Source organism: Pseudomonas sp. P4_C8, from assembly GCF_056401975.1.
Genome location: NZ_JBFUIH010000043.1, coordinates 1 through 17453, shown reverse-complemented (window position 1 = coordinate 17453; position 17453 = coordinate 1). Strand labels below are relative to the sequence as shown.

Annotated in this window: 11 protein-coding genes; 1 reads left to right on the top strand and 10 read right to left on the bottom strand. The window is 59.7% G+C overall.

All coding sequences use genetic code 11. The annotated features are described in order from the left end of the window. Positions 1-175 precede the first annotated feature (175 nt). The 10 genes from AC1DWM_RS23560 to AC1DWM_RS23515 all read right to left on the bottom strand — a co-directional run bounded on the left by AC1DWM_RS23560 (position 176) and on the right by AC1DWM_RS23515 (position 14667). Positions 176-1594, bottom strand: a complete 1419-nt coding sequence (locus tag AC1DWM_RS23560; RefSeq protein WP_223519965.1) for an FAD-dependent oxidoreductase — start codon at positions 1592-1594, stop codon at positions 176-178. A 33-nt stretch (positions 1595-1627) separates the two neighbouring features. Further along, complete coding sequence (gene gltB, locus AC1DWM_RS23555; RefSeq protein ID WP_477796257.1) at positions 1628-6073, bottom strand: glutamate synthase large subunit; 4446 nt, start codon at positions 6071-6073, stop codon at positions 1628-1630. Positions 6074-6424: 351 nt separating this feature from the next. Then, entirely contained in the window at positions 6425-8017 is a 1593-nt protein-coding gene (locus tag AC1DWM_RS23550; protein ID WP_477796256.1) for an AAA family ATPase, read from the bottom strand. A gap of 10 nt (positions 8018-8027) precedes the next feature. Further along, positions 8028-9128: a 3-dehydroquinate synthase gene (aroB, locus tag AC1DWM_RS23545; RefSeq protein ID WP_223519960.1), complete on the bottom strand. Its 1101-nt coding sequence runs from the start codon at positions 9126-9128 to the stop codon at positions 8028-8030. Positions 9129-9277: 149 nt separating this feature from the next. Then, positions 9278-9796 carry a shikimate kinase AroK gene (gene aroK / locus AC1DWM_RS23540; RefSeq protein WP_223519958.1) on the bottom strand — a complete coding sequence of 173 codons (519 nt, stop codon included), beginning with the start codon at positions 9794-9796 and terminating at the stop codon, positions 9278-9280. Positions 9797-9800: 4 nt separating this feature from the next. Further along, positions 9801-11879 (bottom strand): type IV pilus secretin PilQ, encoded by a 2079-nt coding sequence (locus AC1DWM_RS23535; RefSeq protein WP_477796255.1) that lies wholly within the window; start codon positions 11877-11879, stop codon positions 9801-9803. A gap of 13 nt (positions 11880-11892) precedes the next feature. After that, positions 11893-12420, bottom strand: coding sequence for a pilus assembly protein PilP (locus tag AC1DWM_RS23530; protein ID WP_477796254.1), 528 nt, complete (start codon positions 12418-12420; stop codon positions 11893-11895). Continuing rightward, positions 12420-13040 (bottom strand): type 4a pilus biogenesis protein PilO, encoded by a 621-nt coding sequence (gene pilO, locus AC1DWM_RS23525; protein WP_477796253.1) that lies wholly within the window; start codon positions 13038-13040, stop codon positions 12420-12422. The genes AC1DWM_RS23530 and pilO overlap by 1 nt, the downstream gene beginning before the upstream one ends. Then, positions 13037-13603: a PilN domain-containing protein gene (locus AC1DWM_RS23520; RefSeq protein WP_477796252.1), complete on the bottom strand. Its 567-nt coding sequence runs from the start codon at positions 13601-13603 to the stop codon at positions 13037-13039. Before AC1DWM_RS23520 ends, pilO begins: the two co-directional genes overlap by 4 nt. After that, positions 13603-14667 (bottom strand): pilus assembly protein PilM, encoded by a 1065-nt coding sequence (locus AC1DWM_RS23515; protein ID WP_223519948.1) that lies wholly within the window; start codon positions 14665-14667, stop codon positions 13603-13605. The genes AC1DWM_RS23520 and AC1DWM_RS23515 overlap by 1 nt, the downstream gene beginning before the upstream one ends. Before the next feature lie 218 nt (positions 14668-14885). Here AC1DWM_RS23515 and AC1DWM_RS23510 point away from each other — a divergent pair, with 218 nt between their 5' ends. Further along, entirely contained in the window at positions 14886-17327 is a 2442-nt protein-coding gene (locus tag AC1DWM_RS23510; RefSeq protein ID WP_411741870.1) for a penicillin-binding protein 1A, read from the top strand. Positions 17328-17453: the final 126 nt, after the last annotated feature.

Sequence of the window (17453 nt, the reverse complement as noted above, 5' to 3'; positions counted from 1 at the left end):
AAAAGGCACGGATAGAGCCAAGCCTTTTGTCTATCGGGTCAATTTGTCGCGGGTGACAGGCCACTCAACCTTCTGTAGGAGCCGGCTTGCTGGCGATTCAGACGACGCGGTCTATCAGGAAAACCGCGTTATCGTTCATCGCCAGCAAGTCGGCTCCTACAGGGTCACGCGCTGATCAGACGCCCAGGTAATCCAGGATCCCTTCAGCCGCATTGCGGCCTTCGAAGATCGCCGTCACCACCAGGTCAGAACCGCGAACCATGTCGCCACCGGCGAAGATTTTCGGGTTGCTGGTCTGGTGCTTGTATTTACCTTGCTCCGGGGCCACGACGCGGCCCTGGCTGTCGGTCTGGATGTCGAACTGCTCGAACCATGGCGCCGGGCTTGGGCGGAAACCGAACGCGATAACCACGGCGTCGGCCGGGATGATCTCTTCGGAGCCCGGGATCGGCTCAGGGCTGCGACGGCCACGGGCGTCCGGTGCGCCGAGACGGGTCTCGACCACTTTCACGCCTTCGACGCGGTCTTCACCGACGATAGCGATTGGCTGGCGGTTGTAGAGGAATTTCACCCCTTCTTCCTTGGCATTCTTCACTTCTTTGCGCGAGCCCGGCATGTTCGCTTCGTCACGACGGTACGCACAGGTCACCGACTTGGCGCCCTGACGGATCGAGGTGCGGTTGCAGTCCATCGCCGTATCGCCGCCGCCCAGCACCACGACCTTCTTGCCTTTCATGTCGACGAAATCTTCCGGCGACTTTTCAAAGCCCAGGTTGCGGTTGACGTTGGCGATCAGGAAGTCGAGTGCGTCATGCACGCCCGGCAGGTCCTCACCGGCAAAGCCGCCCTTCATGTAGGTGTAGGTGCCCATGCCCATGAACACGGCATCGTATTCTTCGAGCAGTTGCTCGACGGTCACGTCCTTGCCCACTTCGGTGTTCAGGCGGAACTCGATGCCCATGCCGGTAAAGACTTCGCGACGATTGCTCAGCACAGTCTTTTCCAGCTTGAACTCGGGGATGCCGAAGGTCAGCAAACCACCGATTTCCGGGTTCTTGTCGAACACCACCGGGGTTACGCCGCCACGTACCAGCACGTCGGCACAGCCCAGACCGGCCGGGCCGGCGCCGATGATCGCGACACGTTTGCCGGTCGGCTTGACCTTGGACATGTCCGGGCGCCAGCCCATGGCGAACGCGGTGTCGGTGATGTACTTCTCGACCGAACCGATGGTCACCGCGCCGAAGCCATCGTTGAGGGTGCAAGCACCCTCGCACAGACGGTCCTGCGGGCACACCCGGCCGCAGACTTCCGGCAGGGTGTTGGTCTGGTGCGACAGCTCGGCGGCCTGGAGGATGTTGCCCTCGGCCACCAGTTTCAGCCAGTTGGGAATGAAGTTGTGCACCGGGCACTTCCATTCGCAATACGGATTACCGCAACCCAGGCAGCGGTGGGCCTGATCGGCCGAATGCTGGGGTTTGAAGGGTTCGTAGATTTCGACGAACTCTTTCTTGCGTTGACGCAACAGTTTCTTCTTCGGATCTTTGCGCCCGACATCGATGAACTGGAAGTCGTTATTCAGACGTTCAGCCATTGTTAAAACCTCATCAAACTCTTCAGGCGCATATCACTGCGGGTTGGCACGGGTGCTGGAAAGCAACGATTTCAGGTTGGCAGCCTTGGGCTTGACCAGCCAGAAACGACGCAGGTAGTCGTCGAGGTTTTCAGCGAGGTTACGACCCCATTCGCTGTCGGTTTCCTCGACGTATTCGTTCAGCACGCGTTGCAGGTGGCTGCGATAGGCTTCCATCGCTTCACCGCTGATCCGCTGGATTTCCACCAGTTCGTGGTTGACCCGGTCAACGAAGGAGTTGTCCTGGTCGAGCACGTAGGCGAAACCGCCGGTCATGCCTGAGCCGAAGTTGTAACCGGTCTTGCCCAGGACGCAGACGAAACCACCGGTCATGTACTCGCAGCAGTGATCGCCAGTGCCTTCCACAACCGTGTGAGCACCGGAGTTACGCACGGCAAAACGCTCGCCCGCGGTACCGGCGGCGAACAGCTTGCCGCCCGTGGCGCCGTACAGGCAGGTGTTGCCGATGATGGCACTGTCCTGAGTCTTGTAGACACTGCCCTTCGGCGGAACGATGACCAGCTTGCCGCCGGTCATGCCTTTGCCAACGTAGTCGTTGGCGTCGCCTTCCAGGTACATGTTCAGGCCGCCGGCGTTCCACACACCGAAGCTCTGACCGGCCGTCCCTTTGAAGCGGAAGGTGATCGGTGCGTTCGCCATGCCTTGGTTGCCGTGCTTGCGAGCGATTTCACCGGAGATCCGTGCGCCAATGGAACGGTCGCAGTTGCAGATGTCCAGGGCGAAGTCAGCGCCGCTCATGTCGTTGATGGCCGAAGTGGCCAAGTCGACCATTTTCTCGGCCAGCAGGCCTTTGTCGAACGGCGGGTTGCGGTCCACCTGGCAGAACTGAGGCTTGTCTGCCGGGATGTGATCGCTGCCGAGCAACGGGGTCAGGTCCAGGTGTTGCTGCTTGGCGGTCTGGCCTTCGAGGACTTCCAGCAGATCGGTACGACCGATCAGCTCTTCGAGGGAGCGCACGCCCAGCTTGGCCAGCCACTCACGGGTTTCTTCAGCGACGTAGGTGAAGAAATTCACCACCATGTCGACGGTGCCGATGTAGTGATCCTTGCGCAGCTTCTCGTTCTGAGTCGCGACGCCGGTGGCGCAGTTGTTCAGGTGGCAGATACGCAGGTATTTGCAGCCCAGCGCGATCATTGGCGCGGTGCCGAAGCCGAAGCTTTCAGCGCCGAGGATTGCAGCCTTGATCACGTCGAGGCCGGTTTTCAGGCCGCCGTCGGTTTGTACCCGCACTTTGCCGCGCAGGTCGTTGCCGCGCAGAGTCTGGTGGGTTTCGGCCAGGCCGAGCTCCCAGGGAGCGCCGGCGTATTTGATCGAGGTCAGCGGCGATGCGCCGGTGCCGCCGTCGTAGCCGGAGATGGTGATCAAGTCCGCGTAGGCCTTGGCCACACCGGCCGCGATGGTGCCGACGCCCGCTTCTGCTACCAGCTTCACCGAGACCAGAGCCTTCGGGTTGACTTGTTTCAGGTCGAAAATCAGCTGCGACAAGTCTTCGATCGAATAGATGTCGTGGTGCGGTGGCGGCGAAATCAGGGTCACGCCCGGCACTGCGTAACGCAGCTTGGCGATCAGACCGTTGACCTTGCCACCTGGCAGTTGACCACCTTCGCCGGGCTTGGCGCCCTGAGCGACTTTGATCTGCAGCACTTCAGCGTTGACCAGGTATTCCGGGGTCACACCGAAGCGGCCAGTAGCAACCTGCTTGATTTTCGAGCTCTTGATGGTGCCATAACGCGCCGGGTCTTCGCCGCCTTCGCCGGAGTTGGAACGCGCGCCGAGGCGGTTCATGGCTTCGGCCAGGGCCTCGTGAGCTTCCGGTGACAGGGCGCCCAGCGAGATACCCGCGGAGTCGAAGCGCTTGAGCACCGATTCCAGCGGTTCGATCTCGCTCATGTCCAGCGGCGTGTCGAGGGTTTTGACGTTGAACATGTCGCGGATCATCGACACCGGACGGTTGTCCACCAGCGACGTGTATTCCTTGAACTTGCTGTAGTCGCCCTGCTGCACAGCGGCTTGCAGAGTGCTGACCACGTCCGGGTTGTACGCATGATATTCGCCACCGTGGACGAACTTCAGCAGGCCGCCTTGCTGGATCGGCTTGCGCGGACTCCAGGCTTCGGCAGCCAGCGCTTTTTGCTCGGCTTCGATGTCGACGAAACGCGCGCCCTTGATGCGGCTTGGCACACCACGGAAGCTCAGCTCGCAGACTTCTTCGGACAGGCCGATGGCTTCGAACAACTGCGCGCCACGATACGACGTGATGGTCGAGATACCCATCTTCGACAGGATCTTCAGCAGGCCTTTGGTGATGCCTTTACGGTAGTTCTTAAACACCTCATAGAGGTCGCCCAGCACTTCACCTGTACGGATCAGGTCACCCAACACTTCGTAGGCCAGGAACGGATACACCGCCGAGGCGCCGAAACCGATCAACACGGCGAAGTGATGCGGGTCACGCGCAGTCGCGGTTTCCACGAGGATGTTGGAGTCGCAACGCAGGCCTTTTTCGGTCAGGCGGTGGTGCACCGCGCCGGTGGCGAGCGAAGCGTGGATCGGCAACTTGCCCGGGGCAATGTGACGGTCACTCAGCACAACCTGGGTACGACCGGCGCGCACGGCTTCTTCAGCCTGATCGGCAACGTTGCAGATCGCCGCTTCGAGGCCGATGCTTTCGTCGTAGTTCAGATCAATGATCGCGCGCTCGAAGCCCGGACGATCGAGGTTCATCAGCGAACGCCACTTGGCCGGGGAGATGACCGGCGAGCTGAGGATCACGCGCGAGGCGTGTTCTGGCGATTCCTGGAAGATGTTGCGCTCGGCACCGAGGCAGATCTCCAGCGACATGACGATGGCTTCACGCAGCGGGTCGATCGGCGGGTTGGTGACCTGCGCGAACTGCTGACGGAAATAGTCGTACGGCGTACGCACGCGCTGGGACAGCACGGCCATCGGCGTATCGTCGCCCATCGAGCCCACGGCTTCGTAGCCCTGCTCGCCGAGCGGACGCAGCACCTGATCACGCTCTTCGAACGTGACCTGGTACATCTTCATGTATTGCTTGAGCTGATCGACGTCGTAAAACGCCGAACCGTGGTCGTTGTCTTCCATGGTCGCCTGAATGCGCAGGGCATTCTTGCGCAGCCATTGCTTGTACGGATGACGAGACTTCAGGCGGTTGTCGATCGCATCGGTGTCGAGAATCTGACCGGTTTCGGTGTCCACGGCAAAGATCTGGCCCGGGCCAACGCGCCCCTTGGCGATCACGTCTTCAGGCTGGTAGTTCCAGACACCGATTTCCGAGGCCAGGGTGATAAAACCGTTTTTGGTGGTGACCCAACGCGCCGGACGCAGACCGTTACGGTCGAGCAGGCACACGGCGTAGCGACCGTCGGTCATAACCACGCCAGCCGGGCCGTCCCACGGTTCCATGTGCATCGAGTTGTACTCGTAGAACGCACGCAGATCCGGGTCCATGGTTTCGACGTTCTGCCACGCAGGCGGAATGATCATCCGCACGCCACGGAACAGGTCGATGCCACCGGTGACCATCAGTTCAAGCATGTTGTCCATGCTGGAGGAGTCGGAACCGACGCGGTTGACCAGCGGGCCGAGCTCTTCCAGGTCCATCAAATCATTGGTGAACTTGGTGCGACGGGCCACGGCCCAGTTGCGGTTACCGGTGATGGTGTTGATCTCGCCGTTGTGCGCCAGGAAGCGGAACGGTTGAGCCAGCGGCCATTTCGGCAGGGTGTTGGTGGAGAAGCGCTGGTGGAACACGCAAATCGAGGTTTGCAGGCGCTCATCGCTCAGGTCTGGATAGAAGGCGGTCAAGTCCGCCGGCATCATCAGGCCTTTATAAATGATGGTCTTGTGCGAAAAGCTGCAGACGTAGTGGTCGACATCGGCGGCGTTGGCCACGGACGAGCGACGACGGGATGTGAACAGCTTGACGGCCATGTCCTGATCGCTCAGGCCTTCACCGCCGATGAACACTTGTTCGATCTGCGGCAGGCGCTCGAGGGCCAGACGGCCGAGGACGCTGGTGTCGATCGGCACTTTGCGCCAGCCGACGAGGGTCAGGCCGGCCGCCAGAATCTCGCGGTTCATGTTCTCGCGAGCGGCTTCGGCTTTCACCGGGTCCTGGTTGAAGAAGACCATGCCCACTGCGTATTGCTTGGGCAGTGCGACGCCGAAGGTTTCCTGGGCGATGGCTCGCAGGAACACATCCGGCTTTTGAATCAGCAAGCCACAACCGTCACCGGTCTTGCCGTCGGCGTTGATCCCACCGCGGTGGGTCATGCAGGTCAGGGCCTCAATGGCCGTTTGCAAAAGGGTATGACTGGGCTCGCCCTGCATATGGGCTATCAGGCCGAAACCGCAGTTATCCTTGAATTCATCTGGTTGGTACAGACCTGCTTTCATAGACACTTTCTCACCAGGCTGCCTCTTACCGAGGCAAATTTCTTTTCAATTCAACCACTTGCATTCCACGCCGAACGTACGCCGGCTTAGCGGGGGCAAAAGGGTGGTCATTGTACACAGCGACACAGAGGCTCACAAATTTGACGACGAAATGTCGCAAATTCATGTCGCATTTGTGAAAGGTTTAAAGCGATCTGCTGTGCTAGTCAAAACTTTTTTTAATTTTGACCGCAACGACTCAAAGACTACTGTAACGCAGACACCACAAGGCACGCGGTCTGTAGAGACGGCGCGCACTTGCAGAAATTTTGAGGTGCTTGGAGAGGCGGCCTGGGTAAGGCCGCCGAATCTTCAGCGAGTTGTTGCCAGTTCCTGTTGGACGCTGGCGACAGTGCGAGGCCAAGGTTTACCAGCCTGAACCTTCGCTGGCAAGGCCTTGATGGCAGAAACGGCTGCATCACGATTGGCGAAGTTGCCATAGGTGATGACATACAACGGCTTGCCGTTGAGGACTTTCTTGAAATAACGGTACTCGCCGCCCTGCTCTTTCACGAAGTTTTGCGCAGACGCTTCGGAGCTGGTGCCGAGAATCTGCACCACGTAATTGCTCGTAGGTTGTCCGGCGTACCAGGTGCCGCCAGCGGCCTTGGCTGCGGGGGCTGGCTTCTCGGCAGGCTTGGCGGCAGCCACGGCGGCAACCTTGGCTGGCGCTGGAACCGGCTTCGCGGCAGGTGCAGTCGGAGCTGGCTTGGCGGTTGCGACCTGCGTCGGCGCGGGAACAGGTTTGGTGGCCGGTGTCGGCGCTGGACCCGGCTGAACGCCCGCTGGCGGCGCGACGGTGGTCACAGTAGGCGGTGTAGCGCTGGAACCCTCGATCGGCACGCCATCGTCGCCTTCGGTGATGCCACCGGCGGCTTCAGCCAACGGACCGCGCATGACCGGTTGCGAGTTGCCGACCAGCGGCAATGGCATCGGCTGCGAGTTACCGGCGAATTCGACGGAAGGTGCACCGCCGTTAGGCTGTGGCGAACCTTGACCGAGCGGCAGCTGTGCCTGTTCGTTGGCAGGTGCGCCGGTGGTCGGTGCTTTGCTGCGACCCGGAATCAACCAGGCGGCGGCTACCGCGACCACGACAACGGCGGAAATCGCCAATACGTGTTTCTTCGGCATGTTGAACCCCATTTTTGGACGCTTCACCGCTGAGCGGCTGGCAATCATGGCTTCGATCATTGCATCGCGGGCAACCTGGTTGATGTTGCCAGGCCAACCGTCGGAGCTTTCGTGAATATCAGAGATCTGATCTGCGGTGAAAAGTTCGATACCCCGACCAGCGCCTTCGAGCCGCTGGTCCAGATATTCGCGGGTTTCTTCTTCGGTGTAAGGCTGCAGTTCGATCACGTGGAAACGCTCTTCCTCAAGGCTTAGCGCCTCAAGCTGAGCGATCAGCGACGACTCGCCAAACAGGAACACATGTGGGCGACCTTCCGGTGCGCCGGCGGCCAGGGCCATCAGGGCTTCGAGCGCGGATTCGTCGAGCTGCTCGGCGTCATCCACCAGCAAATAGACTTCCTGGCCGGTCAACGCCAGTTGCACCACTTGCGCCAGGATGGCGCCGATTTCGGCCTGTTCGACGTTCAGCGCTTGAGCCACCTGGCGCAAGATGCCAGCCGAATCGCCAGCGCCGCGAGCGGACACCACCACGCTTTGCACCGACTGCTTGTTGGTGCTGGCCACCAGAGCCTGACGCAACAGGGTCTTGCCACTGCCCTGCGGGCCTGTGACCACCAGCAGCAACTGGCTATAGCGCGCCAGGTGATGCAGTTGCCCCAGCACCGGTTTGCGCTGGGCCGGGAAAAATTTGAAGCCAGGCACCCGTGGAGCAAAAGGGTCATGACTTAACTGGTAATGGCCGAGGAAAGCCTCGTCGGCATGCAAACTAGTCATCGGGATCTTATTAACCTTTAAGCTGAGCCAGGGCGCGGTAATCCGCTCCCAGCGTGGCCTGTAAAACCTCTTTCGGATAATCGTCGGTCACCACCGCTTCGCCCATGTGGCGCAGCAGCACCAGGCGCAAACGACCGTCGATCACTTTCTTGTCAATTGCCATGTGTTCAAGGAAATCGGCTTCGGTCATCTCTTCAGGCGGGATGACCGGCAGTCCGGCACGCTGGAACAGGCGAATACCGCGATCACGCTCTTGTTCACTGATCCAGCCCAGTCGGGCCGACATTTCCAAAGCCATCACGGTGCCAGCAGCGACGGCCTCACCATGAAGCCAGACACCATAGCCCATGTGGGTTTCAATGGCGTGGCCGAACGTATGACCGAGGTTCAATGTGGCACGAACGCCGGTCTCTTTTTCGTCGGCACCGACTACCGCAGCCTTGGCGGCGCAAGAACGCTCAATGGCGTAGGTCAGGGCGACCTGGTCCAGGGCGCGCAGGCGATCGACGTTTTCTTCGAGCCAGGTCAGAAACGGCTCGTCGCAGATCAGCCCGTACTTGATGACTTCGGCAAGCCCGGCGGACAGTTCGCGGGCCGGCAGTGTATTGAGGGTCGCGGTATCGATGAGCACTACGTTCGGCTGATAGAACGCGCCGACCATGTTCTTGCCCAGCGGATGGTTGATACCGGTCTTGCCGCCCACCGAAGAGTCGACTTGCGACAGCAACGTGGTCGGCACTTGAATGAAATCAACGCCGCGCTGGTAGCAGGCGGCAGCAAACCCGGCCATGTCACCAATCACACCGCCACCAAGGGCGATCACGGTGGTACGGCGGTCGTGCCGTGCGGTCAGCAGGCCGTCGAAAATCAGTTGCAGGGTTTCCCAGGTCTTGAAGGCTTCGCCATCGGGCAGCACCACGGAAATCACCGAGAACTGCGCCAGGCTGCGGGTCAGACGCTCGAGGTAGAGCGGTGCAACGGTCTCGTTGGAGATGATCGCTACTTGCCGTCCGCGAATATGCGGGGCCAGCAGCTCAGGCTGATCCAACAAACCTTTGCCAATGTGAATCGGGTAGCTGCGCTCGCCTAGATCGACCTTGAGTGTCTGCATGTGTCCCCGCAATGAAGATGAAATCAGGCGTCCTGCCTTGAGTTATCGAATGTCCACGGTGCCTGCTGGTGTAATGCTGTTCGGTAGCCATCCGCTACAACCGAGCGGTCATGACAGGATGCCGAGGATAGCGCATTTCGCGCTGCGCATTAACGGGGCGGTAGCTGTTGCAAGCGTTCGAGAATGTCGAGCACTACCATTCGCGGCGGCCGCTCATCGGTTTCAACCACCAGGTCGGCGATTTCCCGATAAAGCGGATCGCGGATCGCCAGCAGATCCCGAAGGGTCTTGGCCGGATCGGCGGTACGCAACAGGGGTCGATTGCGGTCACGGGCAGTACGACCCACTTGCTGCTCGACAGAAGCATGCAAGTAGACCACCCGACCACCGGCATGCAACGCCCGACGATTGGCTTCGCGCATCACCGCGCCACCACCAGTCGCCAGCACCACGCCATCGCAGCCGCACAGCTCGGCAATCATCGCCTCCTCGCGGTCACGAAAGCCCGGTTCGCCTTCTTTATCGAAAATCCACGGGATATTGGCGCCCGTGCGCAATTCAATTTCCTTATCGGAATCTTTGAACGGCAGGCGCAGCTCTTTGGCCAGCAACCGGCCGATGGTGCTTTTACCAGCGCCCATCGGTCCAACAAGAATCAAATTTCGCACAGAATCAATGACTCACAGCAATCGCCTGATTGTTCATGATACGCGGAGTGAGAAACACCAGCAGCTCGGATTTTTTCTCCGAAACCACGTCACGCCGGAAAAGGCGGCCAAGATACGGCACATCGCCGAGAAATGGCACCTTATCTACAACCTTGCTCTGAGTATTTGAGAAAACTCCGCCAATGACGATGGTCTCGCCGTCATTGACCAGGACTTTGGCATTGACCTCGTTTTTCTTGATCGGCGGCACATCCTGCACCTTGTTCAGAAAGTCCGGCTCGTCCTTGGTGACCTTGACCTCCATGATGATCCGGTTATCCGGCGTGATCTGCGGCGTGACTTCCAGCGACAGCGCGGCCTCTTTGAATGACACCGAGGTCGCGCCACTGGAGCTGGCTTCCTGGTAGGGGATCTCCGTGCCCTTGAGGATCTTGGCGGTTTCCTTGTCGGACGTGACCACCTTGGGCTGCGAGACAATTTCACCGTTGCCGGTTTTCTCCATCGCCGTCAGCTCAAGGTCCAGCAACACGTTGTCGGTGATATAGGCAATGCCGATTCCCGACGTACTGCCCGCCGCCCCCAGGTCGACAAACGGCGAGTTGGTGTCGCCACTGCCCGGTGTACCAATGGTCGTCGAACCATTGCTGACCCCGGACGTATTCCAGTTGCCCTTGTTCTGCACTGAACCACCCCAGCGCACGCCGAGGCTTTTGTCGTAGTCGACGTTGGCTTCGACGATTCGCGCTTCGATCATCACCTGACGCACCGGAATGTCCAGTTGCGTGACAATGCGGCGAAGCTCATCGAGGTTGTCCTGGGTCTGGTAGGCAATGATGTTGTTGGTCCGTTCATCCACCGTGATCGACCCACGCTCGTCGGCTTTAGCCTCGGCGCTGGTCACCGACTGAAACAGCTTGGCGATGTCGGCAGCCTTGGCGTAGTTGACCTGCAATAGCTCTCGTCGCAACGGCGCGAGTTCGGCGATCTGCTTCTGCGATTCCAGTTCCTGACGTTCCCGGGCAGCGATTTCATCGGCCGGCGCCACCAACAGAACGTTGCCGATCTTGCGCTTGTCCAGCCCTTTGGTTTTCAGCACCAGATCGAGCGCCTGATCCCACGGCACGTTTTGCAGCCGCAAGGTGATGCCACCCTGCACCGTGTCGCTGGCCACCAGATTAAGGTTGGTGAAATCGGCGATCAGTTGCAGCACCGAACGTACATCGATGTCTTGAAAGTTCAGTGAGAGTTTTTCGCCGGTGTAGGCGAAGCGCTCTGTATTACGCTTTTGCAGATCGTCAGGGGTCACCGGCCGGATGCTGACGGTCAGCTTGTTGTCGGTCTGGTAAGTCGAATAGTCGAAAGTACCGCCGGGCTCGATACTGATCGTGGCCCGGTCGCCCGTGGCGCTGGCGTTGACGAATTGCACCGGAGTGGCGAAATCCTTGACGTCCAGTCGCACGCGCAACTTTTCGGGCAATTGGGTCCTGGCAAATCCGAGAATGATCTTGCCTTCGTGTTCCTGGATGTCCGGGGCAATGGACGGATCCGATAAATCAATGACCACATTACCTTCACCCTGGGTGCCGCGCTGGAAGTCGACGCCGCGAATGGCCTTGCTCACAACAGGGTAGGTTTTTGCCGGCGCCGGGGTTGTCAGCTTGGCACGAGGCTCGCTCGCCGCCGGTTTCAATGCCTTGCCATTGGCCCCCTGCCCGATCACCACCAACAAATTGTTGCCTTCGACTTTCGCGCTATACGGAGTCAACTGCGTCAGGTTAATAATGAGCCGCGTGCGGTCCTTGGCTTCCACCACCGTTGCGCTGCGGGCATTGCCGCCGCCCAGGTCGCGATTTTTACTCGCCAACTGACTGACCACGCCGGGCAGGTCCAGCGCAATCCGCGCCGGCTGTTCGGTCGTGTAACCGTGGGGCGCAGGGGACGGCCCATCGAAAGACAACTTCAACTCGATGCGATCACCCGGCAGCGCGGCAACATCCAGCGCTTTGAGGTTGGTCGCCAGCACCATCGGAGACATCAACGCTATCCATAGCGAAATACCGAGGGTTGAGAAAGTCCTGTTCATTATTCGAGTTCCACTATGAGTGCTCTTTCAAAGGAAGGGTCCGTGGTCGCTCCAGCCAGGCACCCTCGCCATCGGGAACGATTTCGACTACATCGACTTGTGAACCGCTGATGGCGACGATCCGTCCATCGTTACGCCCCAGGTAATCGCCGACTTTCAGCCGATGCACCCCGCCCGCTCCGCGTAACAGCGCAAAGGAGCCGGTGGCATTGGAGATCGTGCCGACCATTTCAAACTGCTCGATGTTGAATCCTTCGAGGTATTGCTTGATCCGATTGTGGTCAGGGTTGACGTTGTGTGAACCGCGCTTCTGGCCGGCCAGGTCCACTCTGACCTGTCGGGAAAACGGGCTTCGCAGGTTGGCGGCGCTGTAGGTGAACGTTGGGTAAGACCGAAACGTCGGCGTTGGTTCAATTTTGCCCGGGGCCCGCAGACGCATTTCGTTCATATAGGCATCCAGGTCGCCGACATCGTTGCCACTGCCACACGCGGTCAGACTGGCGAACAACAACACCATCGATAAATAACGGACCGGGCTCATTACTGCACCCCGGTGTCGTTGTAGCGGTAGGTCTTGGCGAGGATGCTCATGCGCAACTTCGGACCTCCTTCAGGATTGGCCGGCGCAAGCTTGAAATCATGCAGCGTCACGATCCGGGGCAGCCCGGCCACGCCGCTGACGAAGGTCGCCAGGTCGTGATAGGCGCCGGTTACCGTGATCTGGATCGGCAGTTCGATGTAGAACGGCTGGGCGACTTCCGGCAGCAGTTTGATCTCTTCGAACTCCAGCCCGCTGCCAAGGCCCGTGCGGGTAATGTCCTCCAGCAGACCGGGGACCTCGGTGTCGCTGGGCAACTGCCGTAGCAGCACGCCAAAGGAGACCTCCATTTCCTTCATTTGCCGGGTGTACAGCTCCAGATTCGCCGCCATGCGGGCTTTGGTCGCGAACTGCTCCTTGAGAGTCGACTCTTCCTCGCGCTTGAGATGGAGCTGGTCTTCCAGGTCACCGAGGTGAAAGGCGTACCCGAGCGCCAACACCAGCACCATCAGCAGAACACCTGCAATCGCCTTGATCGCCGGCGGCCAGGAACCCATGTTGCTGGTGTCCAGATCGTTGATATCGACATTGCGCAGCCCTTCTAACCATCGGGACGGGCTCATTGATCGTCCCCCACGGCAGCGGGCTGCGTCAGACGAACGGTCAGTTGAAAAACATTGGCCTGATCCAGCTGACCGGCGGTCGTCGCTTTGACCTCTGTAAGACTCGGGGCATCGAACCAGTCGGACGCATCCAGATTGCGCATCAAATCCGACACACGATTGTTGGACTCCGCAGCGCCAGTGATGGACAGGGTTTTGCCGACCATTTTCACTTCGGTGAAATACACACCATCCGGCAACGCGCGCGCCAATTGATCGAAGATCCGGCCACTGATCGGCCGGTTGCCTTGCAGGTCCTGAATAATGCGCATGCGTTCGACCAACTGCTGGCGACGGGCTTTCAGATCACTGATCTGTGCTATCCGCTCGTCGACCACTGCAATCTGTCTAGCGATGTAATCGTTACGGGCAACCTGCCGATCAACGGCACCGCTAATGAGTTGGTCCGCAACCAGCACCGCCCCCACGGAGCACAGCAGCACGCCGACCAACGTCACCAGAAAACGCTTGCGGCGTTCTTCTCGCCGCTCCTCGCGCCAGGGTAAAAGATTGATCCGCGCCATCAGTCGAAACTCCTGAGAGCGAGCCCGCACGCAATCATCAGAGCCGGCGCATCACTGGCCAGCGCATCGGCGTTGACCTTGCTGCTCAAGGCCATGTTGGAGAACGGGTTAGCCACCTGAGTCGGCGTGCCCAAGTGCTGCTCGATCAATCGATCAAGCCCCGACACCGACGCTGTGCCACCGGCCAACAGAATGTGATCGACCTTGTTGTACTGGCCAGAGGCAAAGAAGAACTGCAACGAGCGTGAAACCTGTTGCACCAGCGCCTCGCAAAACGGTTGCAAGACTTCGCTGACGTAGTCATCCGGCAAACCGCCCTGCTTCTTCGCCAACCTCGCCTGTTCGACCGTCAGGCCATAACGGCGCTGAATGTCCTCGGTCAGTTGCCGACCACCGAACAATTGTTCGCGGGTATAGATGATCTTCCCGTTGTGCAGCACGCTGAGGGTGGTCATGGTCGCGCCGATATCCACCACCGCGACCGTCAGCCTCTCCTGAGAGGCGTTCAGCTGTGTTGATAGCAACCCGAAAGAACGTTCCAGTGCATAGGCCTCGACATCAACCACACGCGCGGTCAGGCCGGCCAGCCCCAAGGCCGCTTCACGGACCTCGACGTTTTCCTTCCGACAGGCGGCCAGCAGTACCGTCACCCGCTCGGGGTTACGCGCGGACACGCCCTGGACTTCGAAGTCGATGGCGACTTCATCCAACGGATAGGGGATGTACTGATCGGCCTCGATCTTTAGCTGGTTTTCCAACTCGTCGTCGGAAAGACCGCCGTCCATCTCGATGGTCTTGGTGATCACCGCCGAGCCGGCCACTGCCACCGCCACGTTCTTGAGGCTGGTTCTGGCCTTGAGCAGCACACGAGCGAGCGCATGCCCGACACCTTCGAGTTCGGCGATGTTTTTTTCGACCACGGCATTAGCGGGCAACGGCTCTACAGCGTATGCCTCGACCCGATAGCGGCCGCCCTGGCGGCTCAGTTCCAGAAGCTTTACCGACGTCGAGCTGATGTCGATCCCCAACAGCATGTTGGCTTTTTTATTGAAGAGTCCTAGCACTACCAATTCCCTATGACTTTCCGTGTCTTACGGACTCTGTAATATCCATTGCGTTCATTCACTTCGTCTTGACAGAAGCGCCCATGACGTTCCCTGCGGAAAAATGCTTATAATGCCCAGCGTTTTTTTCCGGTTTTTACTTCAAGCGCGGGCCGTTCCCTGTTTATCTGAACCCTGATGCCTCATTCATTCTTTGCCCTGGATGTCCAAAAGCCTTGATTCGTCTGCTGAAATTTTTCGGTTGGTCCATCGTCGCCGTTTTCTGTGGACTGCTCCTTGGTCTGAGCGGCGCCTTTCTCTACCTTAGTCCCGGATTACCCTCCGTGGAGGCGCTGAGAAGCATCCAGTTGCAGATTCCTTTGCGGGTCTACAGCAGCGATGACAAGTTGATCGCAGAGTTTGGCGAAATGCGCCGTACTCCGATCCGTTTCGCCGACATTCCCCCCAATTTCATTAATGCGTTACTAAGTGCTGAAGACGACAATTTCGCCAACCACTATGGCGTCGATCCCAGCAGCCTGATGCGTGCCGCCACCCAATTGGTCAAAAGCGGACACATTCAGTCCGGTGGCAGCACCATCACCATGCAGGTGGCGAAGAACTTCTTCCTGACCAGCGAACGCAGCTTCTCGCGCAAAACCACCGAAATCCTCCTGGCCTTGCAGATCGAACGGCAGCTGACCAAGGACGAGATCCTTGAGCTGTACGTCAACAAGATCTACCTGGGCAACCGCGCCTACGGTATCGAGGCGGCAGCGCAGGTCTATTACGGCAAATCGATTCGTGATGTCAGCCTCGCCCAGATGGCGATGATCGCCGGCTTGCCCAAAGCCCCTTCGCGCTTCAATCCGCTGGCCAACCCGGCCCGCAGCAAAGAGCGCCGCGACTGGATTCTGGGGCGCATGTACAAGCTGGGAAAAATCACCGAAGCCGACTACACCACGGCGATCAACGAACCGCTGAACGCCAGCTATCACGTACCGACACCGGAAGTGAATGCACCGTACATCGCCGAAATGGCCCGGGCTGAAATGGTCGGCCGCTACGGCAGCGACGCCTACACCGAAGGTTTTCGCGTAACCACGACCGTGCCGAGCAATCTGCAGGAAATGGCCAACACCGCAGTTCACGATGGTTTGATCACGTATGACCAGCGCCATGGCTATCGCGGCCCCGAGTCGCGCCTGCCGGGCAAGACCCGTGAGGCCTGGGCAACCGAGCTGACCAAGCAACGCACCATCAACGGCCTTGAACCCGCCATTGTCACTCAGGTCGACAAAAACGGCCTGCAAGTGATGACCCGCACCGGTGAAGGACACGTCAGCTGGGACAGCATGAAGTGGGCACGGCCGTTCCTGAACACCAACAGCATGGGGCCCAATCCGAAGCAGCCGTCGGATGTGGCTCAGGTCGGTGACTTGATTCGCGTGCAGCGTCAGCCAGACAACTCGCTGAAATTCAGCCAAATCCCGCAGGCACAAGGCGCACTGGTTTCACTGGATCCGCAGAACGGCGCCATTCGTGCGCTGGTCGGCGGTTTCGCCTTCGAACAGAGCAACTACAACCGCGCCATGCAGGCCAAGCGCCAGCCAGGCTCGAGCTTCAAGCCGTTCGTCTACAGCGCCGCACTGGATAGCGGCTACACCGCCTCCAGCCTGGTGAACGACGCGCCGATCGTGTTTGTCGACGAATACCTGGACAAGGTCTGGCGTCCGAAGAACGACACCAACACCTTCCTCGGCCCGATTCGTCTGCGTGAGGCGTTGTACAAGTCGCGTAACCTGGTGTCGATCCGCTTGCTGCAAGCGATGGGCGTCGGCAAGACCATCGACTACATCACCCGCTTCGGCTTCAACAAGCAGGACCTGCCGCCCAACCTGTCGCTGGCGCTGGGCACCGCGACCCTGACACCGATGGAAATTGCCACCGGCTGGAGCGCCTTCGCCAACGGCGGCTACAAGATCACCCCGTACATCATCGACAAGATCGAAAGCCGTAACGGCGACACGCTGTTCGTCGCCAACCCGCCGAGCGTTCCTCAGGGCGACGTAGCGACCAGCGGCATTGCTGTGCCGGCCGCACAGTCATTTACAGTCAACGCGACCCCGGCCGAGGCACCCGCCGCGCCGGGTATTGCACCGCCAACGCCAGCCGTTGCCGAGCGCATCATCGATGGCCGCACGACCTACATCCTCAACAGCATGCTGGAGGATGTGATCAAGCTCGGCACCGGCCGTCGCGCTCTGGCTCTGGGACGTAGCGACATCGCGGGCAAGACCGGTACGACCAACGAATCCAAGGATGCGTGGTTCTCCGGCTATAACGCCGATTATGTGACCACCGTCTGGACCGGTTTCGACCAGCCGGAAAGCCTGGGTCGCAAGGAGTTCGGCGGTACCGTCGCGCTGCCGATCTGGATGAACTACATGGCTGCGGCCCTTAAAGACAAGCCGCCGCATACGCAACCAGAGCCCGAAGGCATCCTGAGCCTGCGGGTCGACCCGGTCAGTGGTCGTGCCGCCAGCCCAGGCACGCCAGGCGCGTACTTCGAACTGTTCAAGGCCGAAGACACGCCACCATCGGCGGATGAACTGGGTAACGGCAGTGCGCCGGGCAGCCCGCTGCCAGCGGATGAAGCGGCGCCGATCGATTTGTTCTGATCGCGTAGCGCAACGCAAAAGCCCCGCCTTCGGAAGAAGAGCGGGGCTTTTTTGTGCCTGCAATCTCTACAATGTCTGTGATGGCCTCTTCGCGAGCAGGCTCGCTCCCACAGTGGATTGTGGATT